Source organism: Bordetella genomosp. 5, from assembly GCF_002261315.1.
Taxonomy (GTDB): domain Bacteria; phylum Pseudomonadota; class Gammaproteobacteria; order Burkholderiales; family Burkholderiaceae_B; genus Bordetella.
In genome coordinates this window covers 351,529-377,170 of sequence record NZ_NEVP01000004.1, presented here as the reverse complement: position 1 = coordinate 377,170, position 25,642 = coordinate 351,529, and the positions used below count along the sequence as shown (strand labels likewise).

The 25,642-nt window shown below is 68.8% G+C and carries 25 protein-coding genes and 1 pseudogene; 15 read left to right on the top strand and 11 right to left on the bottom strand.

Annotated elements, in window-relative coordinates; all coding sequences use genetic code 11:
* Window positions 1–109: 109 nt before the first annotated feature.
* A complete protein-coding gene (locus CAL25_RS07270; protein WP_094799268.1) occupies window positions 110–829 on the bottom strand; it encodes a hypothetical protein in 720 nt (239 codons plus the stop codon).
* Window positions 830–1,166: 337 nt separating this feature from the next.
* Between CAL25_RS07270 and CAL25_RS07265 the strand changes: the two genes are divergently transcribed.
* Window positions 1,167–1,934, top strand: coding sequence for a M48 family metallopeptidase (locus CAL25_RS07265; protein WP_094799267.1), 768 nt, complete (start codon window positions 1,167–1,169; stop codon window positions 1,932–1,934).
* A 254-nt stretch (window positions 1,935–2,188) separates the two neighbouring features.
* On the opposite strand, the gene CAL25_RS07260 is transcribed toward CAL25_RS07265, so the two are convergent.
* The gene (locus CAL25_RS07260) at window positions 2,189–3,214 is read right to left on the bottom strand and encodes a Bug family tripartite tricarboxylate transporter substrate binding protein (RefSeq protein ID WP_094799266.1); all 1,026 of its coding nucleotides are present in this window, start codon (window positions 3,212–3,214) and stop codon (window positions 2,189–2,191) included.
* A 212-nt stretch (window positions 3,215–3,426) separates the two neighbouring features.
* On the opposite strand from CAL25_RS07260, the gene CAL25_RS07255 reads away from it, so the two are divergent.
* Together CAL25_RS07255 and CAL25_RS07250 are read left to right on the top strand one after the other, a co-directional pair.
* Window positions 3,427–5,187: an IlvD/Edd family dehydratase gene (locus CAL25_RS07255; protein ID WP_170948438.1), complete on the top strand. Its 1,761-nt coding sequence runs from the start codon at window positions 3,427–3,429 to the stop codon at window positions 5,185–5,187.
* Between the two features lie 11 nt (window positions 5,188–5,198).
* On the top strand, window positions 5,199–5,873 hold the full coding sequence (locus tag CAL25_RS07250) for a GntR family transcriptional regulator (protein WP_094799265.1): 675 nt from the start codon (window positions 5,199–5,201) through the stop codon (window positions 5,871–5,873).
* Here CAL25_RS07250 and CAL25_RS07245 read toward each other — a convergent pair.
* Entirely contained in the window at window positions 5,831–6,802 is a 972-nt protein-coding gene (locus tag CAL25_RS07245) for a LysR family transcriptional regulator (protein WP_094799264.1), read from the bottom strand. The genes CAL25_RS07250 and CAL25_RS07245 overlap by 43 nt on opposite strands.
* Window positions 6,803–6,921: 119 nt before the next feature.
* Between CAL25_RS07245 and CAL25_RS07240 the strand changes: the two genes are divergently transcribed.
* Together CAL25_RS07240 and CAL25_RS07235 are read left to right on the top strand one after the other, a co-directional pair.
* Window positions 6,922–7,887: a 3-hydroxyacyl-CoA dehydrogenase family protein gene (locus CAL25_RS07240; RefSeq protein ID WP_094799263.1), complete on the top strand. Its 966-nt coding sequence runs from the start codon at window positions 6,922–6,924 to the stop codon at window positions 7,885–7,887.
* Complete coding sequence (locus CAL25_RS07235) at window positions 7,884–8,726, top strand: 3-keto-5-aminohexanoate cleavage protein (RefSeq protein ID WP_094799262.1); 843 nt, start codon at window positions 7,884–7,886, stop codon at window positions 8,724–8,726. Before CAL25_RS07240 ends, CAL25_RS07235 begins: the two co-directional genes overlap by 4 nt.
* A gap of 12 nt (window positions 8,727–8,738) precedes the next feature.
* Here CAL25_RS07235 and CAL25_RS07230 read toward each other — a convergent pair whose 3' ends face one another.
* The 3 genes from CAL25_RS07230 to CAL25_RS07220 form a co-directional block, all read right to left on the bottom strand.
* Window positions 8,739–9,251, bottom strand: a complete 513-nt coding sequence (locus CAL25_RS07230; RefSeq protein WP_283162758.1) for a DNA-deoxyinosine glycosylase — start codon at window positions 9,249–9,251, stop codon at window positions 8,739–8,741.
* Window positions 9,248–9,874 carry a class I SAM-dependent methyltransferase gene (locus CAL25_RS07225; RefSeq protein ID WP_094799261.1) on the bottom strand — a complete coding sequence of 209 codons (627 nt, stop codon included), beginning with the start codon at window positions 9,872–9,874 and terminating at the stop codon, window positions 9,248–9,250. The genes CAL25_RS07230 and CAL25_RS07225 overlap by 4 nt, the downstream gene beginning before the upstream one ends.
* Before the next feature lie 95 nt (window positions 9,875–9,969).
* Window positions 9,970–11,826 (bottom strand): phosphoenolpyruvate carboxykinase (GTP), encoded by a 1,857-nt coding sequence (locus CAL25_RS07220; protein WP_094799260.1) that lies wholly within the window; start codon window positions 11,824–11,826, stop codon window positions 9,970–9,972.
* Between the two features lie 327 nt (window positions 11,827–12,153).
* Here CAL25_RS07220 and CAL25_RS07215 point away from each other — a divergent pair, with 327 nt between their 5' ends.
* The 3 genes from CAL25_RS07215 (at window position 12,154) to CAL25_RS07205 (ending at window position 14,802) form a co-directional block, all read left to right on the top strand.
* The gene (locus CAL25_RS07215; RefSeq protein WP_094799259.1) at window positions 12,154–13,422 is read left to right on the top strand and encodes a Zn-dependent hydrolase; all 1,269 of its coding nucleotides are present in this window, start codon (window positions 12,154–12,156) and stop codon (window positions 13,420–13,422) included.
* Between the two features lie 76 nt (window positions 13,423–13,498).
* Entirely contained in the window at window positions 13,499–13,834 is a 336-nt protein-coding gene (locus tag CAL25_RS07210) for a thioredoxin family protein (protein ID WP_094799476.1), read from the top strand.
* 77 nt (window positions 13,835–13,911) lie between these two features.
* Window positions 13,912–14,802, top strand: a complete 891-nt coding sequence (locus CAL25_RS07205; protein ID WP_094799475.1) for a DMT family transporter — start codon at window positions 13,912–13,914, stop codon at window positions 14,800–14,802.
* Between the two features lie 39 nt (window positions 14,803–14,841).
* On the opposite strand, the pseudogene CAL25_RS07200 reads toward CAL25_RS07205, so the two are convergent.
* A pseudogene (locus CAL25_RS07200) lies at window positions 14,842–15,561 on the bottom strand (GNAT family N-acetyltransferase); the annotation flags it as partial.
* Window positions 15,562–15,697: 136 nt separating this feature from the next.
* Here CAL25_RS07200 and CAL25_RS07195 point away from each other — a divergent pair.
* A complete protein-coding gene (locus tag CAL25_RS07195) occupies window positions 15,698–17,194 on the top strand; it encodes a PLP-dependent aminotransferase family protein (RefSeq protein WP_094799257.1) in 1,497 nt (498 codons plus the stop codon).
* 4 nt (window positions 17,195–17,198) lie between these two features.
* Here CAL25_RS07195 and CAL25_RS07190 read toward each other — a convergent pair whose 3' ends face one another.
* Both CAL25_RS07190 and CAL25_RS07185 read right to left on the bottom strand, forming a co-directional pair.
* Complete coding sequence (locus CAL25_RS07190) at window positions 17,199–17,579, bottom strand: DUF2784 domain-containing protein (protein ID WP_094799256.1); 381 nt, start codon at window positions 17,577–17,579, stop codon at window positions 17,199–17,201.
* 3 nt (window positions 17,580–17,582) lie between these two features.
* On the bottom strand, window positions 17,583–17,879 hold the full coding sequence (locus tag CAL25_RS07185; RefSeq protein ID WP_094799255.1) for a hypothetical protein: 297 nt from the start codon (window positions 17,877–17,879) through the stop codon (window positions 17,583–17,585).
* A 197-nt stretch (window positions 17,880–18,076) separates the two neighbouring features.
* Here CAL25_RS07185 and gorA point away from each other — a divergent pair, with 197 nt between their 5' ends.
* Complete coding sequence (gene gorA / locus CAL25_RS07180) at window positions 18,077–19,435, top strand: glutathione-disulfide reductase (RefSeq protein WP_094799254.1); 1,359 nt, start codon at window positions 18,077–18,079, stop codon at window positions 19,433–19,435.
* A 63-nt stretch (window positions 19,436–19,498) separates the two neighbouring features.
* Here the strand turns inward: gorA and CAL25_RS07175 are convergent, their stop codons facing one another.
* On the bottom strand, window positions 19,499–20,353 hold the full coding sequence (locus tag CAL25_RS07175) for a DUF72 domain-containing protein (protein WP_170948419.1): 855 nt from the start codon (window positions 20,351–20,353) through the stop codon (window positions 19,499–19,501).
* Between the two features lie 197 nt (window positions 20,354–20,550).
* Here CAL25_RS07175 and CAL25_RS07170 point away from each other — a divergent pair, with 197 nt between their 5' ends.
* The 5 genes from CAL25_RS07170 (at window position 20,551) to CAL25_RS07150 (ending at window position 24,392) form a co-directional block, all read left to right on the top strand.
* The gene (locus tag CAL25_RS07170) at window positions 20,551–21,183 is read left to right on the top strand and encodes a LysE family translocator (RefSeq protein WP_094799474.1); all 633 of its coding nucleotides are present in this window, start codon (window positions 20,551–20,553) and stop codon (window positions 21,181–21,183) included.
* Window positions 21,184–21,305: 122 nt separating this feature from the next.
* Window positions 21,306–22,436: a 3-deoxy-7-phosphoheptulonate synthase gene (locus CAL25_RS07165; RefSeq protein ID WP_094799253.1), complete on the top strand. Its 1,131-nt coding sequence runs from the start codon at window positions 21,306–21,308 to the stop codon at window positions 22,434–22,436.
* Between the two features lie 271 nt (window positions 22,437–22,707).
* Window positions 22,708–23,061: a VOC family protein gene (locus CAL25_RS07160; protein WP_094799252.1), complete on the top strand. Its 354-nt coding sequence runs from the start codon at window positions 22,708–22,710 to the stop codon at window positions 23,059–23,061.
* 45 nt (window positions 23,062–23,106) lie between these two features.
* The gene (locus CAL25_RS07155; protein ID WP_094799251.1) at window positions 23,107–23,919 is read left to right on the top strand and encodes an NYN domain-containing protein; all 813 of its coding nucleotides are present in this window, start codon (window positions 23,107–23,109) and stop codon (window positions 23,917–23,919) included.
* 104 nt (window positions 23,920–24,023) lie between these two features.
* A complete protein-coding gene (locus tag CAL25_RS07150) occupies window positions 24,024–24,392 on the top strand; it encodes an I78 family peptidase inhibitor (RefSeq protein ID WP_094799250.1) in 369 nt (122 codons plus the stop codon).
* A 363-nt stretch (window positions 24,393–24,755) separates the two neighbouring features.
* Here CAL25_RS07150 and CAL25_RS07145 read toward each other — a convergent pair whose 3' ends face one another.
* Window positions 24,756–25,631 (bottom strand): hypothetical protein, encoded by an 876-nt coding sequence (locus tag CAL25_RS07145; protein WP_170948417.1) that lies wholly within the window; start codon window positions 25,629–25,631, stop codon window positions 24,756–24,758.
* Window positions 25,632–25,642 lie beyond the last annotated feature (11 nt).

Below are 25,642 nucleotides of genomic sequence, written 5' to 3'. Positions count from 1 at the left end.
CTGCGCGCGTCTGTTGCACGCGCCTGCTGCGCGCGTCTGTTGCACGCGCCTGCTGCGGGCACCTGATGCGCGCGCCTGCTACACGCCCAGGCGCGCGCCCGCTGCTTTCCTACAGCCTGCCCACGCCCACCCAGACGCGGGTCTGCACCACGCGACTGACGAGATCGTGGAAGTGCGCGGGCGCATCGCGCAACACGGCCACGCCCTGGATCATGGTGCGCAGATCGAAGGTCAACGCGCGCCTGACTCGCGCGGGCGCGGGTTCGCCGGGCGGCAGGTGCAGCGCTTCGGGCGCGGGCTCGGTTTCCTGAATCGCCACCACGCGCGCTTCGCGATCGCGGCGCCGCTGGGCCGGGCCCGTCAGCAGATCGGGGAGGCGGCGGATGCCGTTGCGCAGCAGGTTGGGCGCGGCATAGCGGACCGGTGCGATGACGAGGCGTACGCCTTCGGCACCCAGGGCCGCTTCGGTAATGGCCGATACCGATGACTGCACGATGACCGTGCCTTCGGGCGCGGCGTCCGACGAGGTGGCGGCGGCGTTGGCTTCGCCGCCGAGAAACCAACGCTGCATGCCGATCAGGGCCTGCGCGCCGTCGAGATCGGCCTGGCCGCGCCATGGCACCAGACGTTCGCGCCAGACCGCGGGCACTTGCACGGCCTGCCCACAGGCGAGGCCGGCCGACAAGGTCTGGCTGGCGGGCCAGACCGTGTTGCGTCCATGAAAACGCACCTGCTCGAACTCGAGCAGTTCCATCAGCTCGCGAAAGTTCATGCGGCAATACAAGCGCGCGGAGGTATCGAGCCGCTTATCGATATAAACATTGCTCACGGCGGGTCTCCTTGGCGTAGATGGGTTTCGTCAAGGGGCCGGCACATGCGCGCGGGTGCTTGCCGCGGACATGCTGCGCGAGGGTTTGTCGACTCGAGTCAATCGCGGCGTCATGCACGCCAGCCGCTCGCGCGTGGACGCGAACGACATGTCTGATTCCCACATTTTGGGCGCCCGCTAATTATTTGTAGCGATTTGATAAGCACCCAAACCACGCCCCCGCGCGGCCCTCATTACAGTTTAGGCCGCGAAGCTTTCAATCGCCTGTGGCACATCCACTCCTATACCGATATGGGGTGTGCCTAATCTGTTTCACGAGAAAGAGGAAAAATCCAGAATGAAAAAGCAAACCGCTCTGCTCTCCGCACTGACGGCCAGCCTTCTGCTCGCCGGTTGCGCAAACCTGAGCAGCATGAACACCGACGGCCTGATGTCCGCCGGTAGCGACATGGCGAAGGCAATGAGCCTGACGGATGCGGACATCGTCCAACTCTCTGACGCAGCCTGCAAAGAAAGCGATTCGCAGGAAAAAATCGCCCCGGCCAACAGCAAGTACACGAAGCGCCTGAACACGCTGATGCGCGGCTTCGGCAACATGGATCTGAATGGCCAGAAGATCAACTACAAGGTCTACATGACCAAGGACGTGAACGCCTGGGCCATGGGCAACGGTTGCGTGCGCGTCTACAGCGGCCTGATGGACATGATGAACGACGACGAACTGCGCGGCGTCATCGGCCACGAAATGGGCCACGTCGCCCTTGGTCACAGCAAGAAGGCCATGCAGACCGCCTACGCGGTGAGCGCTGCCCGCGGCGCCGCCACCTCGGCCGGCAACAGCGCCGTCTCGGCCCTGTCGTCGTCGCAACTCGGCGAGATGACCGAAAAGCTCGTCAACGCCCAGTTCTCGCAATCGCAGGAAACCGCGGCCGACGATTACTCGTTCGACCTGCTGACCGAGAAGAAGATGAACCGCAAGGGCCTGATCACGGCCTTCGAAAAGCTGGCCAAGCTCGACGGCGGCGAAAGCAGCATGTTCAGCTCGCACCCGTCCTCGCCGGACCGCGCCGCGCGCCTGCAAAAGCGCCTGCAAAACGGCAAGTGATCGACGGCCGCCGGCTCACGCTGGCGGCTTTGCAGACGCAACCGGGAGCCCCTGCGGGCTCCCGGTTTTTTTTCGCCGGGCCGTCCCAAGAAAAAAAGCCCCCTCGGGGGGCAGCAAGCCGAAGGCGCAGCGTGGGGGCAACCCGCTTTGTTGCGTCTGGCATAAATGGCGCACGCCAGACGCAACAAGGGCGACCCTCGGGTCGCCCTTGTTGCGTCGGGTCGCCTCTCGGCGGCCCGCGCCTTACCGGTCGATCACTCCGCCTTGACGTTGGCGTCGCGAATGACCGTGGCCCATTGCTTGCGCTCGGCGCTGATGCGCGCGGCGGCATCCGCGGGCGTGGTCCAGGTGGCGATGGCGCCCTGGCGTTCCAGCGCGTCCTTCACTTCCTGCTTCGCAAGAATGGTCTTGAGCGTCGTGTTGAGCTTCTCGATCACCGGCGCCGGCGTGCCGGCGGGCGCGACGATACCGAACATCGAGCTGACCTCGAAGTTGGCGAGGCCCGCTTCCGCGGCCGTGGGCGTGTCGGGCAGCGCCGCGGCACGATCTTTCGAGGTGACGGCAAGCGCGTTCAGCTTGCCTGCCTTCACGTGCGCCTGAGCGGCGGGCACGGTCTCGATCATGGTCAGCACCTGGCCGCCCATCAGATCGGTCATGGCGGGACCGCTGCCCTTGTACGGCACGTGCAGCATGTCGACGCCGGCCACGCGCTTGAACATCTCCGCGGCCAGATGCTGCGGCGAACCGTTACCGGCCGACGCGATGGTGAGGCTGCCCGGCTTGCTCTTGGCTTCGTTGATCAGCTCGGGCAAGGTCTTGGCAGGCACCTTGGGATTGACCACGAACACGAGCGGCACGGTGCCGACGATGGAGATCGGCGCGAAGCTTTTCTCGATGTCGTAGTTGACGCGGCCTTCGTACAGCACGGCATTGATCGAGTGGCTCGTGAGCGCGCCCATCAGCAGCGTGTAGCCATCCGGGGTGGCCTTGGCCACCACGTCGGCACCGATGTTGCCGGCGGCGCCGCCACGGTTCTCGACCACGACGGTCTGGCCCAGCGCACCGGTGAGCTGCTGTGCCAGAACGCGGCCGATCACGTCGGTTGCGCCTCCGGGCGGATACGGCACGACCATGCGGATCGGGCGATCGGGGTAGGCCTCGGCGGCCAGCGCGGACGCGCCGGTACCGAGCGTGGCGGCAGCACAGAGCGCCAGAAGGGAGTTCAGCACGGCGCGGCGCGGCATGCGCGCAACACCGGCCGTCGTGCGACGGTCGGACATCAGTGTCTCCTCTACTTGCCGGGTTGAGAATGAAGGTAGGTGCCCGGCTCACTTCCGGCGCAGTGTAAGCACCCGAAGTTGATAAATTAATCAGTATTTTTCGATGATTTGATCGCATAAACAGATCAATCAAACACAAGTGAAATACCGCTTGCCGCGTCAAATCCCTAGGATTTATGATGCTCGCGCTGATTATCGATAATATTATCGGGATGGTTATGGACAAGAAAAAAGACGCGCAATCGCCCGCTCCGGCGGCGGCCACCGGCCTGAAGAAGGGTCTCACCAACTACGGGGACATCGGCTTCTCGCTGTTCCTGCGCAAGGCGTTCATCAAGGGCGCCGGCTACACCGATGACGCTCTCGACCGTCCCGTGATCGGCATCGTCAATACCGGCAGCAGCTACAACCCCTGTCATGGCAATGCGCCGCAGCTCGTCGAAGCCGTGAAGCGCGGCGTGATGCTCGCCGGCGGCCTGCCGGTCGACTTCCCCACGATCTCGGTGCACGAGAGCTTCTCGCAGCCCACCAGCATGTATCTGCGCAACCTGATGTCCATGGACACCGAGGAGATGATCCGCGCGCAGCCCATGGATGCCGTGGTGCTGATCGGCGGTTGCGACAAGACCGTGCCGGCCCAGCTCATGGGCGCCTCGTCGGCCGGCGTGCCGGCGATCCAGCTCGTGACCGGCGCGATGCTCACGGGCGGCCACCGCGGCGAACGCGTGGGCGCCTGCACCGATTGCCGCCGCTACTGGGGCCGCTACCGCGCCGAAGAAATCGACGCGGTCGAGATCGCCGACGTGAACAATCAGCTCGTGGCCAGCGTGGGCACCTGTTCCGTGATGGGCACGGCTTCCACCATGGCCTGCCTGACCGAAGCCATGGGCATGATGATCTCCGGTGGCGCCTCGGCGCCCGCCGTGACGGCCGACCGCATGCGCATCGCCGAACAGACGGGCACGACCGCCGTCGCGATGGCCAAGGCGCGCCGCACGCCCGATCAGATCCTGACCGGCAAGGCCATCGAAAACGCCCTGCGCGTGCTGCTGGCCATCGGCGGCTCGACCAACGGCATCGTGCACATGACGGCCATCGCCGGCCGTCTGGGCATCGACATCGACCTCGCCGGCCTGGACCGCATGAGCCGCGAGACGCCGGTGCTCGTGGACCTGAAGCCGTCGGGTCAGCACTATATGGAAGACTTCCACAAGGCGGGCGGCATGCTGGCGCTGCTGCGCGAGCTGCGTCCGCTGCTGCACCTCGACGTCATGACCGTGTCGGGCCGCACCCTGCGCGAAGAGCTCGACGCCGCGCCGCCGCCGTTCAAGCAGGATGTGATCCGGCCGTTCGACAACCCCATCTATCCCGTGGGCGGCCTGGCCGTGCTGCGCGGCAACCTGGCCCCGGGCGGCGCGATCATCAAGCAATCGGCCGCCAATCCCGAGCTGATGGAGCATGAAGGCCGCGCCGTGGTGTTCGAAGACGCCGAGGACATGGCCCGCCGCATGGACGATCCGGACCTGGACGTGACCGCCGACGACGTGCTCGTGCTCAAGCGCATCGGACCCACCGGCGCGCCCGGGATGCCCGAGGCGGGCTACATGCCCATCCCCAAGAAGCTGGCCGTGGCCGGCGTGAAAGATATGGTGCGCATCTCCGACGGCCGCATGAGCGGCACGGCGGCCGGCACCATCGTCCTGCACGTCACGCCCGAAGCCGCCATCGGCGGACCGCTCGCCTACGTGCAGAACGGCGACCGCATCCGGCTGTCGGTGAAGTCGCGCGAGATCTCGTTGCTGGTCTCGGAGGCGGAGCTGGCGCAGCGCGCGGCCGCCGCGCCGCAGGTCCGCCCCTCGGCCGAACGCGGCTACCGCAAGCTGTTCCTCGAGACCGTCACGCAGGCCGACCAGGGGGTAGACTTCGACTTCCTGCGCGCCACCGAAACCCACGACAAGGTGCCGCGCGCCTGACCGACCCTGCCATGAGCCTGCCTGCCGCCCCGACCGAATGGACCCTGGACGACGCTGTCGCCGCACTGGAAGAAGACATCGTCTTCGGCCGGCTGCATCCGCGCCAGCGTCTGACCGAAGACGAGCTCATGGCCCGCTTCGGTCTCAAGCGCCATGCGGTGCGGCAGGCGCTGGCCCGGCTCGAGCAGATCGGCGCGATCGAACGCCGGCCCAACGTGGGCGCCGAGGTGCGCGCCTTCGACACGGCCGAGGTGATGGAGCTCTACGCGCTGCGCGAGCTGCTCGAGTCGCGCGCGGCCACACTGATCCCGCTGCCGGTCGCGCCGCCGCGCCTCGACGCCCTGATGCAGATACAGCGTGAGCACGACGCCGCGGTCACCGCGGGCGATGCGCGCCATGTGTTCCGCTGCAATCATCAGTTCCATCGTGAGCTGTTCGCGCTCACCGACAATCCGGTGCTGCAACACGCGATCGAAGAATATGCGCGCCGCACCCATCCGATCCGCTTCGGCACGTTGGCCGCGGCCGGGTACCGCGAGCGCGCCCGCCAGGAGCACTGGGCCATGATCGAGGCGCTGCGCGCCGGCGACCGCGAGGCGCTCGTCGCGCTGTGCCGCCAGCACATCCTGCCCTCGCGCGACGCCTATCTCGCCGCCGAACGCTTGCGCTCCGGCCGCGCGGCCTGAGCGCCCGCCCCACCCCGCTTGCCCGCCGGCGGCGCCGGCAGATGCCGCCGCAGCTCGTCCACCAGCGCCAGCGCCGCGGGTGACAGACTGCGGTTGCGCGAGGTCACGAGCCCGATCGAGCGCTCCGCCACCGGCCCCACCAGCGGCCGTTCCACGACGCCCCCGTGCGCCACGGCGCGTGCCGCGATCTCCGGCAGCGCCGCCACGCCGAAGCCGCACTCCACCATGGCCACGATCGTGGCGAGATGTTCCGCCTCGAAGGCCGGCTGGAAACGGATGCGGTTCTGCAGAAAGGCCCACTCGGTGTACTGCCGCACGCTGCTGGGCTGCACCATCGACACATGCGGCGCATCCACGGTGTCGGCCCAGCGCAGCGGCCCCGTCGAACGCGCGAGGGCGTGGCCCTCCGGAATCAGCAGCATAAAGCTGTCCGACATCATCGGCACATAGTGCAGATCCGCCTGCTGCGGATCGGCCGCGGTGAGCGCGAAATCCACGGTGCCGGCGCGCACCAGATCGAAGGCCGGGCCCGACAGGGTGTCGTGCACCTTGAGCGCCACGCCGGGATGCGACTGGCGATACGCCATCAGCACGCGCGGCAGCAGTCGTGCCGCCAACGATGGCAGGGCCGCCACCGCCACCTGGCCACGATCGGCGCTGGCGCTGCCGCTCACGGCCGCGATCGCCTCGCGAAACGCCACCTGCAGGGCGGCCGCCTGCTGCATGAACACCTCGCCAGGCGCGGTGAGGCGCACGCTGCGCGTCGTGCGATCGAACAGGCGCACGGCGAGCGATTCCTCGATGCGTAGGATCTGCGTGGACAGCGCCGACTGCGACAGGTGCAGCTGTGCCGCCGCCTGGCGGAAATTGAGCGTGCGGCCCAGCACCAGCACCGTTTCGATATCGCGCATCGAGAGGTTGATCTTCATGCGGCGTCTCCTGCCATTGATCTTGTAATTCGATCATTCTATAAAAAAAATCTGATTCATCAATCAACGGCCGTTCCCTAAACTTGCGCCCCATACGAGGATCGAGAAAGGAGCGATCGATGCAGACGACGAATTCCGCGCCGCTGGCGCGTCCCAGCACGGCACACGTGGTGGTGGTGGGTGGCGGCACGATGGGCGCCGACGTGGCCGTGGTGCTGGCCCGGGCGCAATGCCGCACGACCGTGATCGAACCGCACGCCGAGCGCGCCGCCGCGCTGCCCGCGCGCGTGGCCGCCAATCTGGCCGCGATCGGCCATGAAGACTATGCCCGTCACGTCAGCGTGGCGCCCAGCCTCGACGCCGTGCAATGGCAGGACGTGGGCCTGGTGATCGAATGCGTGCCCGAGCGCCTGGACATCAAGCAGTCGCTCTACGCCGAGCTGGTCAAGCGCGCCCCGCGCGAAGCCATTCTGGCCAGTAACAGCTCGAGCTTCCCGATCAGCGCCATCGGCGCCGGCCTGGACACGCGCGACCGCATGCTGGGCCTGCACTTCTTCATGCCGGCGCACCTGGTGCCGCTGGTCGAGGTGGTGCTGTGCGAGGCCAGTGCGCCCGCCAGCGCCGACGCGCTGATCGCGTTCATGCGCCGTTGCGGCATGGTGCCGGTGCGCGTGGCGCGCGACCTGCCCGGCTTCCTGGCCAATCGCCTGCAGCACGCGCTGTCGCGCGAGGCCTTCAAGCTGATCGACGACGGCATCGCCACGCCCGAAGACGTGGACGCCGCCGTGCGTTTCGGCTTCGGCTTCCGGTTCCTGGCCGCGGGCCCCGTGCTGCAGCGCGACCACGCCGGCATCGACGTGCACGCCGCCGCCGGCGCTACCATGTACCCGACGTTCTGCAACGACGACCATCCGGCGCGCTGCCTCACCGAGCGCGCGGCCGATGGCCGTCATGGCATGAAGGCCGGCGAAGGCTTCTATGCCTGGACGCCCGAAACGATCGCCGCCGAGCGCGCACGCTACGACCGCCTGCTGCGCGCCGGCCTGGACCTGCTCAACGACGAACTGCCGGAGATCCAGCCATGAGCACCCCCGCCCTGTTGTCGCAATCCCCGCTCATCGTGTGCGTGGCGCCCAACGGCGCCTACAAAACGGCCGAGCAGCACCCCGCCGTGCCGATGACGCCGGCCGCGCTCGCGCGTGAGGCGCAGGCCTGCCTGGACGCCGGCGCCGCCATGATGCACATGCACGTGCGCACGCCGGACGGCAAGCATTCGCTCGACGTGCAGGCCTACCGCGACGCGCTGGCGGCCGTCGAAGCCTCCGTCGGCGAGCGCCTGCTGGTGCAGGTCACCAGCGAGGCCGCCGGCGTGTACAAGGCGCCCGCCCAGATCGCGATGGTGCGCGACCTGCGTCCGCGCGCGGTGTCGATGGGCCTGCGCGAGATCGCCGTGCCCGAGGTGCCCGAGAGCGAGCTGGCCGCGTTCTTCGCCTGGATCGCCGCCGAGCGCATCATGGCGCAGATCATTCTGTACGACGTGGCCGACGTCGAAAAGTGGCAATCGCTGCGCGCGCGTGGCCTCGTTCCGCCCGGCGCCTGGTCCACGCTGTTCGTGCTGGGCCGCTACAGCGCGGGCCAGCAGTCTTCGCCCCACGATCTGCTGCCCTTCCTCAACGCCTACGATTTCACCCTGCCGTGGGCCGTGTGCGCGTTCGGCCGCGAAGAAAACGCCTGCGTCACCTCGGCCGCGTCGTTCGGCGGCCATATGCGAGTGGGGTTCGAGAACAACCTCACCCTGCAGGACGGCAGCATCGCGGCCGGCAACGCGGCGCTGGTCGCGCAGGCCGTCACGGGCGGCCGCGCGCTGGGCCGGCCGATTGCCGACGCCGACCAGGCACGCGAGATCTACGGCGCGATCGCCTGAGGCAGCCGGGTCTCAGTCCCGCGTCAGCGCGCGCCAGGCCGCGAGCTTGGCCGCGAATGGCTGCGCCGCGTGCGCGGGGCTGGTGGACGGCAGGCTGACGTAGTCCAGCGGCCGGCCGACGCCGGCCAACGCCGGAAGCGCGTGGCGCCTGAACAGCGCCGCGGCTTTCGCGCCATTGAAGGCAATGCGCACGATGCCGGGATGCGCCTGCAGAAAGCCGGCGAAATCATTGGCGCGCGCGCTGTCGGCCACGATGGCCGAGTCCAGGCTGCCCGGCCGCTCGCACTGGGCCAGCACGTCCCACAGCGCGACGCCGGCATCGCTCAGCTGCGCGAGCCGCGCGTCGTAGCCGGCCGCCGCATCGATGCCATAAAGCTCGGCCATGATCGGCCAGAAGGCATTGCGCGGGTTGGCGTAATAGCGCCCCGCGGCCAGCGACACCGCGCCCGGCATGGTGCCCAGCACCAGCACGCGGGCGCGCGCATCGGCCACGGCGCCGAAGCCTTGCACGCTGACCGGGGTCAAGGCCGGCGCCACACGCTCGCCAGCCACGGCTGCTGCTCACGCGGCAGGCCTTTGGGCCGGTAGTAATGCTCGAGCGGCTCGAAGCCGGCGCCGATCATCAGCGCCTGCCATTGCGGCCAGTCGTGCCACACACCGTAGCGCCCGCGCAGCCACCCTTCCTGATTGGTGCCACGCGGGTTCGACGAGAACAGCGCGCCACCGGGCCGCAGCGCATCGCGCAACTGCGCCAGCACGCGCGGCAAGGCCTCGCCGGGCACGTGGAAGAGGCTCGCGTTCGCGAAGACGCCGTCGAACGCCTCGCGGGGCAGATCGAGCTCGAGAAAATTCTGCAGCAGCACGGGGCCCGCGCCCGTGGCGCGCGCCATCTCGGCGAACTCGGGCACGCCATCGAGCCCGGTCGGGCGGTGCCCCCGCGCGGCAAACGCGCGCAGATCGCGGCCCGGGCCACAGCCGAAATCGAGAATGTCGAGCGCACGGTCGGCCGGCAGATGACGCAGCAGCGCGTCGATGTTCTGGCTTACGTCGTGGTCGCGGGTGCCGGCCTCGAACGACACGGCGTTCGAAGCGTAGTCGGCCAGGGTGCCGGCGCTGGCGCGGCGGAGGTCGGAAGCGGAATCGGTCATGCCTGCAATGTACAACGGCCGCCGGGGCAAGCTCGGCGGCCGTCGAGGATTGGCTGTCGCGGACCTGGTGAACGGCCCGCGCGCCGGGCGATCAATCAGGCCGCCAGGCGGCGCTCGATCTCGGTCTTGGTGTGCGGCAGCTCCTGGGGCAGGCCCTGCTGCAGCTGATCGAACAGCTCGGCGTGCAAGGCCAGCTCATCGCGCCACGCCGGACCGTCCACGGAAATCACCTGCTGGAACGCATCCGGGCTGAACTCCAGGCCGGTCCAGTCGATGTCGCCGTAGTTGGGCGAGATGCCGAACACCTGATCGGCGCCGTTTGCCGTGCCTTCGAGGCGGCCGAGAATCCACTTCAGCACGCGCATGTTTTCGCCGAAGCCCGGCCAGACAAACTTGCCGTCCGGGCCCTTGCGGAACCAGTTCACGCAGTAGATGCGCGGCAGCACGGCGCCGGCATCCTGCAGGCGCTTGCCGAGACGCAGCCAGTGCGCGAAATAGTCGCTCATGTTGTAGCCGCAGAACGGCAACATGGCGAACGGATCGCGCCGCACCACGCCCTGCTGGCCGGCGGCCGCGGCGGTGGTTTCGGAGCCCATCGTGGCCGCCATGTAGACGCCCTCGACCCAGTTGCGCGCTTCGGTCACGAGCGGCACCGTGTTGGAGCGGCGGCCACCGAAGATGAAGGCGTCGATGGCGACGCCCTTGGGATCTTCCCAGGCGGGATCGATCGAGGGGCATTGCGAGGCCGGCGCCGTGAAGCGCGCGTTCGGGTGCGCCGCCTTGCGGCCGGTCTTGGCCGCGATCTCGGGCGTCCAGTCCTGCCCCTGCCAATCGATCAGGTGCGCGGGCGGCGTGTCGGTCATGCCTTCCCACCACACGTCGCCGTCGTCGGTGCGCGCCACGTTGGTGAAGATCACGTTGGCCTTGAGCGTGGCCATCGCATTGGGATTGGTCTTCTCGCTGGTGCCCGGCGCCACGCCGAAATAACCGGCCTCGGGATTGATGGCGTAGAGCTTGCCGTCGGGGCCCGGCTTGATCCAGGCGATGTCGTCGCCCACCGTGCTGACCTTCCAGCCATCCATGCCTTGCGGCGGGATGAGCATGGCGAAGTTGGTCTTGCCGCAGGCCGACGGGAACGCGGCGGCGATGTGGCGCTTCTCACCCTTGGGCGAGGTCACGCCCAGGATCAGCATGTGTTCGGCGAGCCAGCCCTGGTCGCGGCCCATGGTCGAGGCGATGCGCAGCGCGAAGCATTTCTTGCCCAGCAGCGCGTTGCCGCCGTAGCCCGAACCGTAGCTCCAGATCTCGCGCGACTCGGGGAAGTGCACGATGTACTTGGTGTCGTTGCACGGCCATGCCACGTCGGCCTCGCCCTGCGCCAACGGCTTGCCCACGCTGTGCACGCACGGCACGAACTCGCCGTCGGTACCCAGCACGTCGTACACGGCCTTGCCCATGCGGGTCATGATGCGCATGTTGACGGCCACATACGGGCTGTCGGAAAGCTCGACGCCGATGTGGGCGATGGGCGAACCCAGCGGGCCCATCGAGAACGGGACGACGTAGAGCGTGCGGCCGCGCATCGAGCCGGCAAACAGGCCATCGAGCGTGGCGCGCATCTCGGCGGGATCGGCCCAGTTGTTGGTGGGGCCGGCGTCTTCTTCGCGCGCGGAACAGATGAAGGTACGGTCTTCGACGCGCGCCACGTCGGACGGATCGGACCAGGCCAGATACGAGTTCGGACGCTTGACCGGATCGAGGCGCTGCATCGTGCCAGCCTCGACCATCAGCTCGCACAAGCGGTCGTACTCTTCCTGCGAACCGTCGCACCAGACCACCTGGTCGGGCTGGGTATGCGCCACGACACCGCGCACCCATTCGATAAGGCGCGGATGTTTGACGTAGGCGGGCACGTTGAGCGCGATGGCTGCGGCCTCGGAAGCATGATTCATGGGAAGCGTCTCCTGTAGGGGTTGCGAAAGCGGAACGACGCGCCAGCCAAGGATCCGGCAGGCGCGCGCCGCTATGGGGCATTGCCAAAAAAGCCGGCCCGGCGGCCAAGGCCGCCGGGCGATCAGGACCGATATTACTTGCGGGCCAGTACCGGTCAAACCGCCTTTACCCCTAGTCACGTCTCTTGCTACGGGTTAACCCCTGCGACTTTTCTGCCCGCAGTGCAACATGGGCGCTATGACATAATCGGCCGGTTCCCCAAGCCACCGCCACGGCGCGCGCCCCGCGTGCCGCCGCTGCATTTCTCTGGTTCGCAACGCCGCCTCATGTCCCTGCCTCAGCCTCCCCTGAACGCCGACCGCCTCTGGTCGCGCGTCGACGCCCTGTCGCGCTTCACCCTGCCCGATCAACCCTGGACGCGCCGCGCCTTCACGCCCCTGTGGGCCGAAAGCCGCGAATGGTTGCGCGCGCAATTCGAGGCCGCGGGGCTCGTGACCCACGTGGACGCGGGCGGCAATCTGGTCGGGCGGCGCGAAGGCCGCCGCGCGGGCGCGCCCGCACTCGTCACGGGTTCGCACTGCGACACGGTGGTCGAAGGCGGCCGATTCGACGGCATCATCGGCGTGCTGGCCGGCATCGAAGTGGCGCATACCTTGCACGAGCAAGGCATCGAACTCGACCACCCGCTCGAGGTGATCGACTTCCTGTCCGAAGAGCCGAGCGATTACGGCATTTCGTGCGTGGGCAGCCGCGCGCTCGCCGGCGTGCTGCACGCCGACATGCTGGCCGCGCGCAACCCCTCTGGCGAAACGCTCGCGGAGGGGCTGGCCCGCGCGGGCGGCGATCCGCTGCGCATCGTCGACGCCATCCGCCCGCCGGGCAGCACCGCCGCTTTCGTCGAACTGCATATCGAACAGGGGCCCGTGCTCGAAACCCGCGGCCTGCCCATCGGCGTCGTGACCAACATCGTCGGCATCCGGCGCGTGGCGATCACGGTGCTGGGCCAGCCCGATCACGCCGGCACTACCCCCATGGATATCCGCCGCGATGCGCTGGTGGGCGCGGCCCGCGTCATCGACGCCGCGCACCGGCTGGCCTCGCGGGCCAGCGGCAATCCGCATTACGTGGTCGCCACGGTGGGCCGCATCGCCATGACGCCCAACGTGCCCAACGCGGTGCCGGGCAAGGTGGAGATGGTGCTCGAGGTGCGCAGCGACAGCGATGCGGTGCTCGAACAGTTTCCGGAGCAGGTGTTGGCCGAGGTCCAGGCGGACCTCACCGCGCTGCGCCTGTCGGCCTCGATGAGCGCGCTGAGCCGGGCGCGCCCCACCGACTGCCAGCCGGTCGTGATGGAGGCCGTGGAGCGCGCCGCCAATGCGCTGGGCTATGCCCATATGCGCCTGCCCAGCGGCGCCGGCCACGATGCGGTCTACATGGCGCCCAGTGGGCCCATCGGCATGATCTTCATCCCGTGCCTGAACGGTCGCAGCCATTGCCCCGAAGAATGGATCGAGCCCGCGCAACTGCTGGATGGCACGCGCGTGCTGTACCAGACGCTGCGCGACCTCGACGCCACGCTGCCGTCCGGCCGATAACCCTGCTGGCGCGTGGCCCAGGCCGGTGGCGCCGCCCTGGCTTGGGTATGCTCACGGCAACCTTGCGATGGACACCATGGAACAGATCGATCTCGACGACGGCACCGCCGACCGCTTCCTGCTGGACGCCCCGGGCGTCTCGCTGCTGGTCTTTCACAGCAAGACCTGCGCCAATTGCCGCGTGGCCCGCGAACGCCTGCCCGAGTTCGAGCTGCCAGTGGATCGCCTGTGCTGGATCGATGCCGGCCACAACGGCGGCCTGGTCCAGCGCTACGAGGTGTTCCACCTGCCGGCGCTCTATGTGGTGCGCGACGGCGCGTTCTACGGTCCGGTGAGCGCGCAGCTCGCCGACTGGGATCTGCGCCAGCAGATCGGCCTGGCCTTCGACAGCTATCCGGGGGAGCTGCCGTGAGCCGCGCCGGCCAGGCCGCCCTGCCCGCCACCGCCGCTCAAAAACGCCTGCCCCTGGACGCCTTCGCAACCAGCGTGATGCTGATGCTGTGCATCTGCTGGGGCTCTCAGCAGATCGCCATCAAGCTCATCGCGGCCGACGTGTCGCCGATGCTGCAGATCGGTCTGCGTTCCGCCTTCGCCGCGGTAGTGCTGGGCGTTTATGTGCTGCACAAGCGCGGACTCGCCGAGCTGCGCGATGGCACCCTGCCCGCGGGCCTGCTGGTGGGCGCGCTGTTCGCCGGCGAGTTCGTGCTGGTGGCGCTGGGTCTGAACTACACCACGGCATCGCATATGTCGGTGTTTCTGTACACCGCGCCCATCTTCGCCGCGCTCGGCCTGCACGTGCTCGTGCCCGACGAGCGCCTGCGCCCCTTGCAATGGCTGGGCGTGGTCGTGGCGTTCGGCGGAATCGCGCTGGCGTTTCTGGGCAAGGGCGTGCCCGCCGCGACGGCGGCCGCGCCCAATATGCTGCTGGGCGACTTCCTCGGTCTGCTGGCCGGCGCCGCCTGGGGCATGACCACGGTCGCGATCCGCCGTTCACGCCTGTCGGAGGCACCCGCCGCCAAGACGCTGTTCTATCAGATGGTGATGGCCGGCATCGTACTGCCCGCGTTCTGGGCCGCCGGCCCGGCAGCGCCGCCCAACTGGACCGCGCTGGCCGTGGCCAGCGTGCTGTTCCAGTGCGTGGTGGTGGCCCTCACCAGCTACCTCACCTGGTTCTGGCTGCTGCGCCGCTACCTCGCGTCGCGCCTGTCGATCCTGTCGTTTCTCACGCCGCTCTTCGGCGTCGGATTCGGCGTGTGGATTCTCGACGAGCCGCTCGACGCCAGCTTCGCGGCCGGCGCGGTGCTGGTGCTGGCCGGCATCATGCTCGTGAGCGCGGCCGGCCTGATCCAGGAGCAGTGGGCGCGGCTGCGCGCACGCTGAGCGGCCCCCGCGGCGGGAGGCCGCCCGGGGCGGTCAGGCGGCGGCGCGGTGCCCCGCGCGCAGCGCCGCCAGCGACTGCCGCTGATTGCCGTCGGCGTCGAAGTTCGACGGCGCCAGCCAGGCCTCGAAGCCGGCCTTCACGGCAGGCCATTCCGAATCGAGTATCGAGAACCACGCGGTGTCGCGGCTGCGGCCCTTGTAGACCGTGGCCTGGCGGAACAGCCCCTCGTACTCGAATCCCAGGCGCTCGGCCGCGCGCCGCGACGGCGCGTTGAGGCTGTCGCATTTCCACTCGTAGCGGCGATAGCCGAGTTCGTCGAAGGCGCGCCGCATCAGCAGGTATTGCGCTTCGGTCGACGCGCGCGAGCGCTGCAGCAGCGGCGAGTAGGTCACGAACCCCACCTCGATCACGCCGGCCGGCGGGTCGATGCGCATCAGCGCCAGCGTACCCACGGCACGGCCGGTAGCCAGATCGATCACCGTGTGGTGCAGCGGATCGTTGCTCGCGGCGGCGCGCTCGGCAAAATCCCGATAACGCGCGGCGTCTTCGAAGGGGCCCACCGACAGATAGGTCCAGTCGCGCCCGTCCGGGGCCTGCGAATACGCGGCGTGCAGCTCGGCGGCGTGGCGCGCCGCGTCGAGCGGTTCGAGGCGGCAGTAACGGCCCTCGATCGAAGTGCGCGGCGGCACCGGACGCGCGGTCCAGCCGGGCAGCGGTTCGCCGATGGGTTGACCAAACGGGTTGAGCACCGAAGACATGTTTTTCCTTGTCAGACAGCGGCGCCTCGGTCGACACGACCGGGCCAGCTGCTACGGTAGCGTGGTTCGTGGCATGATAAAAAGACCACGCCAACCCAACCTGATAGAGCCACGCAGCTCCGCCTGCCTGCACGCCATGTCCGACTCCGCCCTCGCCGCCTCCGCCCTGGACCTGCTCGATGCCCCGCTGGACGACCCCGGCGCCGCCGGCCAGCCGGTCTCGCTGCAGCGGCAACTGCAGCAGCGGCTGCGCCAGGCCATTCTGAGCGGCCGGCTGGCGCCCGGCACGCGCCTGCCCGCCTCGCGCGCGCTGGCCGAATCGCTGGGGATTTCTCGCAACACCGTCACGATCGCCTACGACCATCTGGCCGCCGAGGGCTACGTGCTGGCGGATCGGCAAGGCACGCGCGTCGCGGCGCTGGCCCGACCGGCCGCTGCCAGCGCCCCACCGCCGCCGGTCAGCGCGCTGCCGGCCCTGTCGGCCCGGCTCGCGCAAATCGCGCCGCATCCGGTGCGGCACGACGTGCATCTGGCGCTGCGCCCGGGCACGCCCGCCCTGAATCACTTTCCGCAGGCCGCGTGGCGCGGCGCCCTGGAGCGCGCGGTGCGCGGCAGCGGCGCTGCGGCGCTGGGCTATGGCGACCCCGTGGGCGAGCCGGCGCTGCGCACGGCGATTGCCCGCCACCTGGGCATCGCGCGCGGCGTGCGCTGCGACGCCAGCCAGATCGTGATCACCGAAGGCGCCCAGGAGGCGCTGGCGCTGTGCGTGAAACTGTTGTCGAATCCGGGCGACACCGCCTGGGTCGAAGAGCCCGGCTATCGCGGCGCCAAGACCGCGTTCGCGGCCGGCGATCTGCGCATGGTCCCGATCCGGGTGGGCGCCGAAGGCCTGGCCGCGAGCGCCGAGGATTGGCGCACCCGCCCGCCGCGCCTCATCTACGCCACGCCCTCGCATCAATACCCCACGGGCGCGGTGCTCTCGGCGGCCCGGCGCCTCGAGCTGATCGCGCTGGCGCGCAGTCACGGCGCCTGGATCATCGAAGACGACTACGACAGCGAGTTCCGCCATCACGGCGAGCCGATCGCGGCCATGCAGGGCCTGGTCGACGCGGCGCCCGTGCTGTACGTCGGCACCTTCTCCAAGACCATGTTCCCGTCGCTGCGCATCGGCTTTCTGGTGCTGCCACGGGCGCTGGCGCCGGCCGTGGCCGCGCCGCTGGGCGAGCTGCTGCGCGGCGGCCATCGGCACGAACAGCTCGCGCTGGCGGACTTCATCGAGAGCGGCCAGTTCAGCCGTCATCTGGGCCGCATGCGCAGGCTCTATCGCGAACGCCAGACGGCGCTGCGTGCCGCGCTGGCGCGGCATTTCGACCTTCCCCATCAGCTCGAGGGCGGCCATTGCGGCCTGCACCTGACGCTGCGCCTGCCGCCCGAATATCCGGATCGCGCCATCGTGGCCGCGGCCGCGCCGCACGCGATCGCGCCGGCGGCGCTATCGGCCTTCGCGCTGTCGCCCGATGCCCGCGACAACGGTCTGGTGCTGGGCTACGGCAATACCTCCGCCGAGCGCTTCGACACGATCGTGACGCGGCTGGCGCAGCTCGCGCGCCAGGCGGGACGCGCGTCCGGGTGAGAGATCAGCCGGCCGCCTGCAGCGCGCGGCGGCGGCGCCACCAGCGGGCATACACGAACAGATTGAGGCTCATGGCCGCCAGCCCCAGGCCGGCCTGCACGGGGCGCGTCAGCCCCTCGGGGTACAGCAGCGACCATACGTAGTGCGCAATGAAGCCGCCTTCGTAACCCTCCTGGCCGGCGCGCCAGCGCAGGTCGTTTTCGAGCGGCGTGAGCGGACAGATGCCGCCGGTCACGGTGATTCCCACGGCCCAGGCGATTGCCGGCAGGTGCAGCCAGATCAGCCGCGGCCAGCGCGCGAGCAGCAGCCCGCCCAGCACGGCGAACAGCACGAAGAGCCCATGAAACAGAACGACGGCGTCCGCCAACAGACCGTAAAAAGACATCGCTCAGCCACCGATCAATGCGCCGAGCAGCAGCATCGCAAGCAGCAGCCAGAAGAGGCCACTGAAGATCGAGCGTCCCAGAAACGCCTTGATGGCGGCCCACACGAACAGCAGGCCCAGGATGAGCAGCGCAAAATTGAACACGCTGGCGCTCATGCCCATGGCCTGCGCCAGGCCATTGAAGAAGTCCGACAACGCCCCGCCCAGGCCGCCGAACAGCCAGCGCAGCCCATCGACGATGGCGCGGATGATGCCGCCGAGCATCGCGCCGGCGGAAGAAAAGAAACTATCGTCCTGCATGGATATGCCAATGGGGACACGCCCCCGAATCCTGAATTCCTCTTTATATCCCATCCCCGTCTGGGGGCAAGCCGGGCGGCGGCGCGCAGTCTCGGGTTTAATAGAGCCCGATCCGTTCATTCCGGCCATCGCAACCCGGCCCGCGCCCAGGCGCGGCGCGCGGCGCGGCGGCCCAGGCTACGCAAGGAACCGTATTCATGGCTTTTGATTTCGATCTGTATGTAATTGGTGCGGGCTCGGGTGGCGTGCGTTCGGCGCGCTTCGCGGCCGGTTACGGCGCGCGCGTCGCCGTGGCTGAAAGCCGCTATCTCGGCGGCACCTGCGTCAATGTGGGCTGCGTTCCCAAGAAGCTGCTGGTCTACGGTGCCCACTACCGCGAAGACTTCGAACTGGCCAACGGCTACGGCTGGACGCCCGGGCACCCCGGCTTCGACTGGCCCACGCTGATCCAGAACAAAAACCGTGAAATCGAGCGCCTGAACGGCATTTATCGCAACCTGCTGGTCAACAGCGGCGTCACGCTGCACGAGGGTCATGCACGCATCCTCGACGCGCACACCGTCGAGGTCAATGGCCGCCAATACAGCGCCGCGCACATCCTGATCGCCACCGGCTCCTGGCCGTTCGTGCCGGAGATCCCGGGCAAGGAATACGCGATCACGTCGAACGAGGCCTTCTTCCTGAAGCAGCTGCCCCGCCGCGTGCTGGTGGTGGGCGGCGGCTACATCGCCGTCGAGTTCGCCTCGATCTTCAACGGCCTGGGCGCGCAGACCACGCTGATCTACCGCCGCGAGCTGTTCCTGCGCGGCTTCGACGGCTCGGTGCGCGAGCACCTGCGCGACGAGCTGCAGAAAAAGGGCATGACGCTGCGCTTCCAGAGCGACATTTCGCGCATCGACAAGCTGCCCGACGGCACGCTGGCGGCCACCCTGACCGACGGCTCGGTGATCGAGGCCGACTGCGTGTTCTACGCCACCGGCCGCCGCGCCATGACCGACAACCTCGGCCTGGAGAACACCGGTGTCGAGCGCGACGCCAACGGCTTCATCAAGGTGGACGACGAGTACCGCACCACCGAACCCTCGATCCTCGCCATCGGCGACGTGATCGGCCGCGTGCCGCTGACGCCGGTGGCGCTGGCCGAGGGCATGGCCGTGGCCCGCCGCCTGTTCAAGCCCGATGAATATCGCAAGGTGGACTACACCCATATCGCGACCGCCGTGTTCAGCCTGCCCAACATCGGCACGGTGGGCCTCACCGCCGAGCAGGCGCTCGAACAAGGCCACAAGATCAAGCTGTTCGAAAGCCGCTTCCGCCCGATGAAGCTTACCCTCACCGATTCGCAGGAAAAGACCCTGATGAAGCTGGTGGTCGATGCCGAAACCGACCGCGTGCTCGGCTGCCACATGGTCGGCCCCGATGCGGGCGAGATCGTGCAGGGTCTGGCTGTCGCGCTCAAGGCCGGCGCGACCAAGGCGGTGTTCGACGACACGATCGGCATCCACCCCACCGCCGCCGAAGAGTTCGTGACCATGCGCACGCCGGTCGCGGCCTGAGGCGGCTCGAAGACCTGGGCCCGGCGCGCGAGTGCATGCGTGCGCCGCGCGCGGCGGGCAACCTCAGCCGCGCAGCCGTCCCAGCAGGGCCTGCGCGGCGCGCGGTGCCCTCGCCTTCTCGCCGTTGATGAAATAAACGAACACCTGCCGCACGCGGCCCCGCGGCGCGGTGGGCACCAGGCGTGCCAGATCGGCCGGCGCTTCGCCGCGGGCCCATTCGAGCGCCCGTTCGTGCCAGCGGGTCAGCGCCGCGGGCGCATAGCCGTTGGCATACCGGTCGCTAGCCTGCATCAGGCGGGCGTACACGATGTCCGAGGTGCGATCGGCGATGTTCGGATACTCCTCGCTGTCGGTATAGACCGTGGCGATGCCGTGCTTGCGCGCCAGCCGCACATAGGCGCCACAGGCGAAGCTCGGATGCCGGGCGTCCAGCACATGCGACAGCTCACGCCCCTGCACCTGCTCGGGCAGCAGGGCAAAGAATGCCTCGAGCTCCTGGGCATCGAACGGCTTGGTCGCCGGCAATTGCCACAACAGCGGACCGAGCTTGTCGCCCAACTCCGCGATACCGCTGTCCATGAAGCGCTGCACCGATTCGCCCGCCTCGCCGAGGTTGCGCCGATGCGTGGCGTAGCGCGGCGCCTTCAGACTGAAGATGAAGTCGTCCGGCACCTGCTCCGCCCAGACGGCGAACGTGGTGGGCTTCTGCGAGCCATAGAAGGTGCCATTGACCTCGATCGCCGTCAGTTTGCTGGCGGCATACTCGAGCTCGCGCGACTGCGGCAGGTCGGCGGGATAGAACACGCCGTTGCGCCAGGGCGGAAAGGTCCAGCCGCCGATGCCCACGCGGATGGGCGCCTGGCGCGCGGCCGATGCGGCGCGTGACGGGCTGGCTGGCGTGTTGCGGGTGGTGACCATGTCTGCTCCGTTGATGCACTTCTCTGCGCCCTAGCATTCCGCATTCCCGGCCCGCCTGCCACGGCCGCCGATGCCCGTCGGCCAGCGTCCGTGGCGTCCCCGCGACATTTCGCTGTTCCGGAACAGTTCTGGATTAATCTGCCTCTCGCTCGCACCGCATCCCGCCGGTGCGTACCTCACTCGACGCGCGTGCCACCATGTTCGACTTCGGCAGTTTTCTCGGCTTTGTCCTGATCTGTATCGGCATGGTCCTCACGCCCGGACCCAACATGGTCTACCTGATTTCGCGATCGCTCTCGCAGGGGCGGCGCGCAGGCCTGATCTCGCTGGCGGGCGTGGCGCTGGGTCTGATGTTTTTCGTGCTGTGTGCCGCGCTGGGCATCACCGCGCTGCTGATGGCGGTGCCCTATGCCTACGAGGCGCTGTGCATCGGCGGCGCAGTCTACCTGTTGTACCTCGCCTGGCAGGCTCTGCGTCCGGGCGGCCGCTCGCCCTTCGAAGTGCGTCAGCTGCCGGTGAGTTCGCCGCGCCGCCTGTTCTCGATGGGGCTCCTGACCAGCCTGCTCAATCCCAAGATCGCGGTGCTGTATCTCTCGCTGCTGCCGCAGTTCATCGACCCGTCCCGCGGCCACGTCCTGGCGCAGTCGCTGATCCTCGGGTTCACGCAGGCGGCGATCAGCGTCACGTTCAACGCCATGATCGTGCTGGCGGCCGGCTGGGTGTCGGCGTTTTTCGCGCGCAGCCCGGCCTGGATGGTGGCGCAGCGCATGATCATGGGCAGCCTGCTCGGCGCGCTCGCGGTCCGCATGGCGCTCGACGCCCGCCGCTGAGCCAGGCCCGCCCCCGGGGCGCTCGCGCCGGCCGGAGGGGCCCGCGCGTCACCCCGCCGGGCGGACGCCCTTGCCAAAGTGCGATAATCCCGGGGATGCGCGCGCTGCGCCCGGAGAATGCTTTGACCCGTATCGACGACCCCCTGCACGACCGCGAAGTCGGTCTTGCCGATTCCACCCACGACACCACCCGCATCGACGACACCCGCATCGGCGCGGTGCGTCCGCTGATTTCGCCGGCCCTGCTGCAGGACGAGCTGCCCACGCCGCAGCCGGTGCAGGATCTGGTCGAGACCAGCCGTGCCCGCATCGCCGACGTGCTGCACGGCCGCGACGACCGCCTGATCGTGGTGGTGGGCCCCTGCTCGATCCACGACCACGGCCAGGCCATGGAATACGCGCGTCAGCTCAAGCAGACCGCCGATGCCCTGAGCGACGATCTGCTGGTGGTCATGCGCGTGTACTTCGAGAAGCCGCGCACCACCGTGGGCTGGAAGGGTTACATCAACGACCCGCACCTCGACGGCAGCTTTGCCATCAACGAAGGCCTGCGCCGCGCGCGCCGCCTGCTGCTCGAGATCTCGGGCCTGGGGCTGCCGATCGCCACCGAATTCCTCGACCTGCTCAGCCCGCAGTTCATCGCCGATCTGGTCGCCTGGGGCGCCATCGGCGCGCGCACCACCGAAAGCCCGAGCCACCGCCAGCTCGCATCGGGCCTGAGCTGCCCGCTCGGCTTCAAGAACGGCACCGACGGCGGCATTCAGATCGCCGCCGACGCGATGGTGGCCGCCGCCGCCAAGCACGCCTTCATGGGCATGACCAAGATGGGCATGGCCGCCATCTTCGAGACCCGCGGCAACATCGACACGCACGTGATCCTGCGTGGCGGCAAGCAAGGCCCGAACTACGACGCTGCCAGCATCGACGCCTGTTGCGCCGCGCTGGCCCGCGCGGGTCAGCGCGAGCAGGTCATGGTCGACTGCTCGCACGCCAACTCCAACAAGTCCCACGATCGCCAGATCGACGTGGCGCGCGAGCTGGCCGAGCAGATCGCCGGCGGCGATCAGCGCATCACGGGCATCATGATCGAAAGCAACATCAACGCCGGCCGCCAGGATCTCAAGCCCGGCGTGCCGCTGGCGCACGGCGTGTCGATCACCGACGCGTGCATCAGCTGGCCGCAGACGCTGCCGGTGCTCGACGACCTGGCGCGCGCCGTGCGCGCCCGCCGCGAGCGCGCCGCCAGCCGCTGAGCGCCGCGGTCACCGCCGTGCCGGGGGCCCGGGCGCCACGCGCGTCCGGGCCTTATTCTTTGGCGGGCGCTACGGCCGCTGGCCGACCCCGGGCGCCAGGGAGGTGGCTTATCCTTGGCCCAGGATCAAGACAGCGGCCCGGCCCCCCTGGCAGAATCATGATCAGCCCCTATCATCGGAGTCGGAGGCCGTTGCCCATGCCGGCCGTCCCGACCCGCCACCTCCCTGGCCGCGGCGCACGCCCGGCCGGCCCCACCCAGGAGACTTCCCGATGCGCATCAAACGTATCGTTGCCAATCTCGCGGCCCGCGACCCGGCCCAGGCCGAACGCTTTTATCGCGACGTGCTCGGCCTGGAACTGCTGATGGACCAGGGCTGGATCGCCACCTATGGCTCCGACCACGACACGACCCCGCAGCTCAGCATCGCCGCCCACGGCGGCAGCGACACGCCCGTGCCGGACCTCTCCATCGAGGTGGACGACCTCGACGAGGCCCTGGAACGCGTGCGCGCCGGCGGCTACGCGGTCGAATACGGGCCCGTCCTCGAGCCCTGGGGGGTGCGTCGCTTCTACGTGCGCGACCCGCTGGGCAAGCTCGTCAACCTGCTCCAGCATGTGGATTGAATCCGCGCCCGCCGTCTCCTTCGCGCCCTGCCCCTGGAATAACCCATGCCTTTGAATCCGGAACCTCACGAAAGCCGCGTCGCCGTTTTGGTCGACTGCGACAACACCACCCCCGAGATCCTCGAGTACGCCTTGCGCGTGGTCGCGCAGTTCGGGCGCGTCGTGCTGCGCCGCGGTTACGGCAATCACAGCACGCTGGCCAATAAATGGCAGGAGGCGCTGGTCCGCCTGGCCTTCACGCCCTGCCTGCAGTATCAGTACGCCGCCGGCAAGAACACCGCCGACATCGCGCTCGCGCTCGACGCCTTCGAAGCGATGTTCGACAACCGCGCCGACACGTTCTGCCTGGTCACCAGCGACTCCGATTTCGCCTATCTGTGCCGCAAGCTGCGCGAGCGCGGCGCCACCGTCTGCATCGTGGGCGAGGCGAAGACACCCGACGCGCTGCGCAATGCCAGCGATCAATTCTTCGAGTGGACCCCGCCGGAGCCGGTCGAATACGCCAGCGCCGGACGCGCCAGCGCACGCCGCGCACCGCGTCCCGCCAAGGCCATGGTCGCCGCAGTGGCGCTGCTCGCCGGCGACACCTCCGAGGGCCGCGTGGGGGTGGGCGAACTGGGTCAGTACCTCAAGCGCACCGATCCGGCGTTTTCGCCCAAGACCTTCGGCTACTCCGGCCTCGTCGACATGCTGCGCAACTTCCCCGAACTGGTGTTGCAGCAGGCCGGCAACTCCTACTGGGTGAGCGTCAAGCCGGTGGAGGTGATCGAGGCGCCCGCCAAGCCCGCGCGCAAACGCGCCACCAAGACCACCAAGAGCCCGAACAAGCGCGCCAAGAGCAACGGCAACGCCGAATGACCCCGCGCGCGCCCGGTCACAATGACCGGCGCGCGGGCGCGCCGCAACCGCCCGCGGCGCGCTACTATAGGTCGTCTTTACCCCGTTCGATCGAAGGAGTCCGCATGATCTGGAAATTCATCCCCCTCGCCCTGCTCGCCGGCCTGACCGCGTGCGCCTCGCCCGGCGGATCGGGCTCGAGCTCGAGCGGCGGCACGGGCGCCTCGCCCTCCGCGGACGTGGCCCCTTCGGCAACCCAGCCCAGCGCTGGCGCGATGCCCGGCAGCGGCCGCACCTGCGATGCCCAGCCCGCGCAAAACATGCTCGGCCAGACCTTCAACGACTCGGCCGCTCAAAAGGTCCGCAGCAGCGCCTCGTCGGACACCGTGCGAGTACTGAAGCCGGGCCAGGTCATGACGCTCGAGTACAACGCCACGCGCGTCAACATCATCGTCGACGGCCAAGGCAAGATCAGCGCGATCCGCTGCGGCTGATTCCGCCTCGCAAGAAAACAAACCCGGCCTTGAACTGACCCCCAGAAGTTGGATGGTCAGTTCAAAGCCGGGTTCCTTTTTTCGCTGGGCCGTCCCAAGAAAAAAGCGCCCCCTCGGGGGGCAGCAAGCCGAAGGCGCAGCGTGGGGGCCCGCCCGCCGCCGAGCCGCCTCAAGGCGGGCGCGCCCCCTCGGGGGGCAGCAAGCCGGAGGCGCAGCGTGGGGGCCCTTTTTCGCCGGGCCGCCCCAAGAAAAAAAAGCCCCCTCGGGGGGCAGCAAGCCGAAGGCGCAGCGTGGGGGCCTTTTTTCGCCGGGCCGCCCCAAGAAAAAAAAGCCCCCTCGGGGGGCAGCAAGCCGAAGGCGCGCTCACGTCTTGTTGCGCGCCTCGGCCAGCGCCACCGTCAGGTGCATCACGCGCTGCTTGAGGCCGTCGCGCTCCTCGGTCAGGCGCTGGATCACCTTGTTCAAGCGCGCCACTTCGGCCGGATAGTCTGTGATGACCGGTGTCGAGCCATCCGGATCGAATGGTGGATCGCCGTCCGCGCCGGCCTCGGGCTCGGCCTCGCCGCGGGCATCGCGACGGGCGCGCAGCCGCTCGGCCTGCACGGTCTGGCGCACCTCGCGCGCGGTCATGCGCAGCTCTTTACGCCCGCCCTGCACCGCCTGCTTCTGGCGCTCGACCGGCAGCGTCGCCACGGCCGCGGCCGCGTTGATCGACACCTCGCCGGCACGCACCGCTTCGACCAGCTCAGGCGCGGCCTGCTGGCGAATGCGGTCGATCTGGGTCAGGGTGTTGCTGCTCACCCGCGCCTCGCGGGCCAGCGCCTGCCGGCTCATCGCCGGCGCCTGGGCCTCGGCCGGGCTGGCGGCGTCGCCCGCCTCTTCGCCCGGCGCGGCCGCCGGCGCGCGGGACTGCAGAATTTCTTTCTTGCGCAGCGCGAGCACGCCGCGCTGGTAGTCCGACACACTGCGCCGTCCCAGATGATTTTCGATCATCCACAGGCGCACATCGTCGAGCGACTTGAACTTCTCGTGCTGGATGGTGCGAAACGGAATGCCGTGTTTCTGGCAGATGGCGTAGCGGTTGTGGCCGTCGACGAGCAGCTCGCCCCACAGCACCAGCGCGTCGCGGCAGCCTTCGGCCAGCAGACTGCGCTCGAGCGCGGCATGCTCGTCGGGCGTGAGCGGATCGATATAGAGCCGCAGCTCTTCATTGATGACGATATTCATGGGCGGCAGCATAACCCGCCCGG

What these genes read in the sequence shown, in the direction of transcription:
- CAL25_RS07265 (WP_094799267.1), top strand. Translation starts at nt 1,167, where the DNA reads ATGAAAAAGCAAACCGCTCTGCTCTCCGCACTGACGGCCAGCCTTCTG.
- CAL25_RS07260 (WP_094799266.1), bottom strand. Translation starts at nt 3,214, where the DNA reads ATGTCCGACCGTCGCACGACGGCCGGTGTTGCGCGCATGCCGCGCCGC.
- CAL25_RS07255 (WP_170948438.1), top strand. Translation starts at nt 3,427, where the DNA reads ATGGTTATGGACAAGAAAAAAGACGCGCAATCGCCCGCTCCGGCGGCG.
- CAL25_RS07250 (WP_094799265.1), top strand. Translation starts at nt 5,199, where the DNA reads ATGAGCCTGCCTGCCGCCCCGACCGAATGGACCCTGGACGACGCTGTC.
- CAL25_RS07245 (WP_094799264.1), bottom strand. Translation starts at nt 6,802, where the DNA reads ATGAAGATCAACCTCTCGATGCGCGATATCGAAACGGTGCTGGTGCTG.
- CAL25_RS07240 (WP_094799263.1), top strand. Translation starts at nt 6,922, where the DNA reads ATGCAGACGACGAATTCCGCGCCGCTGGCGCGTCCCAGCACGGCACAC.
- CAL25_RS07235 (WP_094799262.1), top strand. Translation starts at nt 7,884, where the DNA reads ATGAGCACCCCCGCCCTGTTGTCGCAATCCCCGCTCATCGTGTGCGTG.
- CAL25_RS07225 (WP_094799261.1), bottom strand. Translation starts at nt 9,874, where the DNA reads ATGACCGATTCCGCTTCCGACCTCCGCCGCGCCAGCGCCGGCACCCTG.
- CAL25_RS07220 (WP_094799260.1), bottom strand. Translation starts at nt 11,826, where the DNA reads ATGAATCATGCTTCCGAGGCCGCAGCCATCGCGCTCAACGTGCCCGCC.
- CAL25_RS07215 (WP_094799259.1), top strand. Translation starts at nt 12,154, where the DNA reads ATGTCCCTGCCTCAGCCTCCCCTGAACGCCGACCGCCTCTGGTCGCGC.
- CAL25_RS07210 (WP_094799476.1), top strand. Translation starts at nt 13,499, where the DNA reads ATGGAACAGATCGATCTCGACGACGGCACCGCCGACCGCTTCCTGCTG.
- CAL25_RS07205 (WP_094799475.1), top strand. Translation starts at nt 13,912, where the DNA reads ATGCTGATGCTGTGCATCTGCTGGGGCTCTCAGCAGATCGCCATCAAG.
- CAL25_RS07195 (WP_094799257.1), top strand. Translation starts at nt 15,698, where the DNA reads ATGTCCGACTCCGCCCTCGCCGCCTCCGCCCTGGACCTGCTCGATGCC.
- CAL25_RS07190 (WP_094799256.1), bottom strand. Translation starts at nt 17,579, where the DNA reads ATGTCTTTTTACGGTCTGTTGGCGGACGCCGTCGTTCTGTTTCATGGG.
- CAL25_RS07185 (WP_094799255.1), bottom strand. Translation starts at nt 17,879, where the DNA reads ATGCAGGACGATAGTTTCTTTTCTTCCGCCGGCGCGATGCTCGGCGGC.
- gorA (WP_094799254.1), top strand. Translation starts at nt 18,077, where the DNA reads ATGGCTTTTGATTTCGATCTGTATGTAATTGGTGCGGGCTCGGGTGGC.
- CAL25_RS07175 (WP_170948419.1), bottom strand. Translation starts at nt 20,353, where the DNA reads ATGGTCACCACCCGCAACACGCCAGCCAGCCCGTCACGCGCCGCATCG.
- CAL25_RS07170 (WP_094799474.1), top strand. Translation starts at nt 20,551, where the DNA reads ATGTTCGACTTCGGCAGTTTTCTCGGCTTTGTCCTGATCTGTATCGGC.
- CAL25_RS07160 (WP_094799252.1), top strand. Translation starts at nt 22,708, where the DNA reads ATGCGCATCAAACGTATCGTTGCCAATCTCGCGGCCCGCGACCCGGCC.
- CAL25_RS07155 (WP_094799251.1), top strand. Translation starts at nt 23,107, where the DNA reads ATGCCTTTGAATCCGGAACCTCACGAAAGCCGCGTCGCCGTTTTGGTC.
- CAL25_RS07150 (WP_094799250.1), top strand. Translation starts at nt 24,024, where the DNA reads ATGATCTGGAAATTCATCCCCCTCGCCCTGCTCGCCGGCCTGACCGCG.
- CAL25_RS07145 (WP_170948417.1), bottom strand. Translation starts at nt 25,631, where the DNA reads ATGCTGCCGCCCATGAATATCGTCATCAATGAAGAGCTGCGGCTCTAT.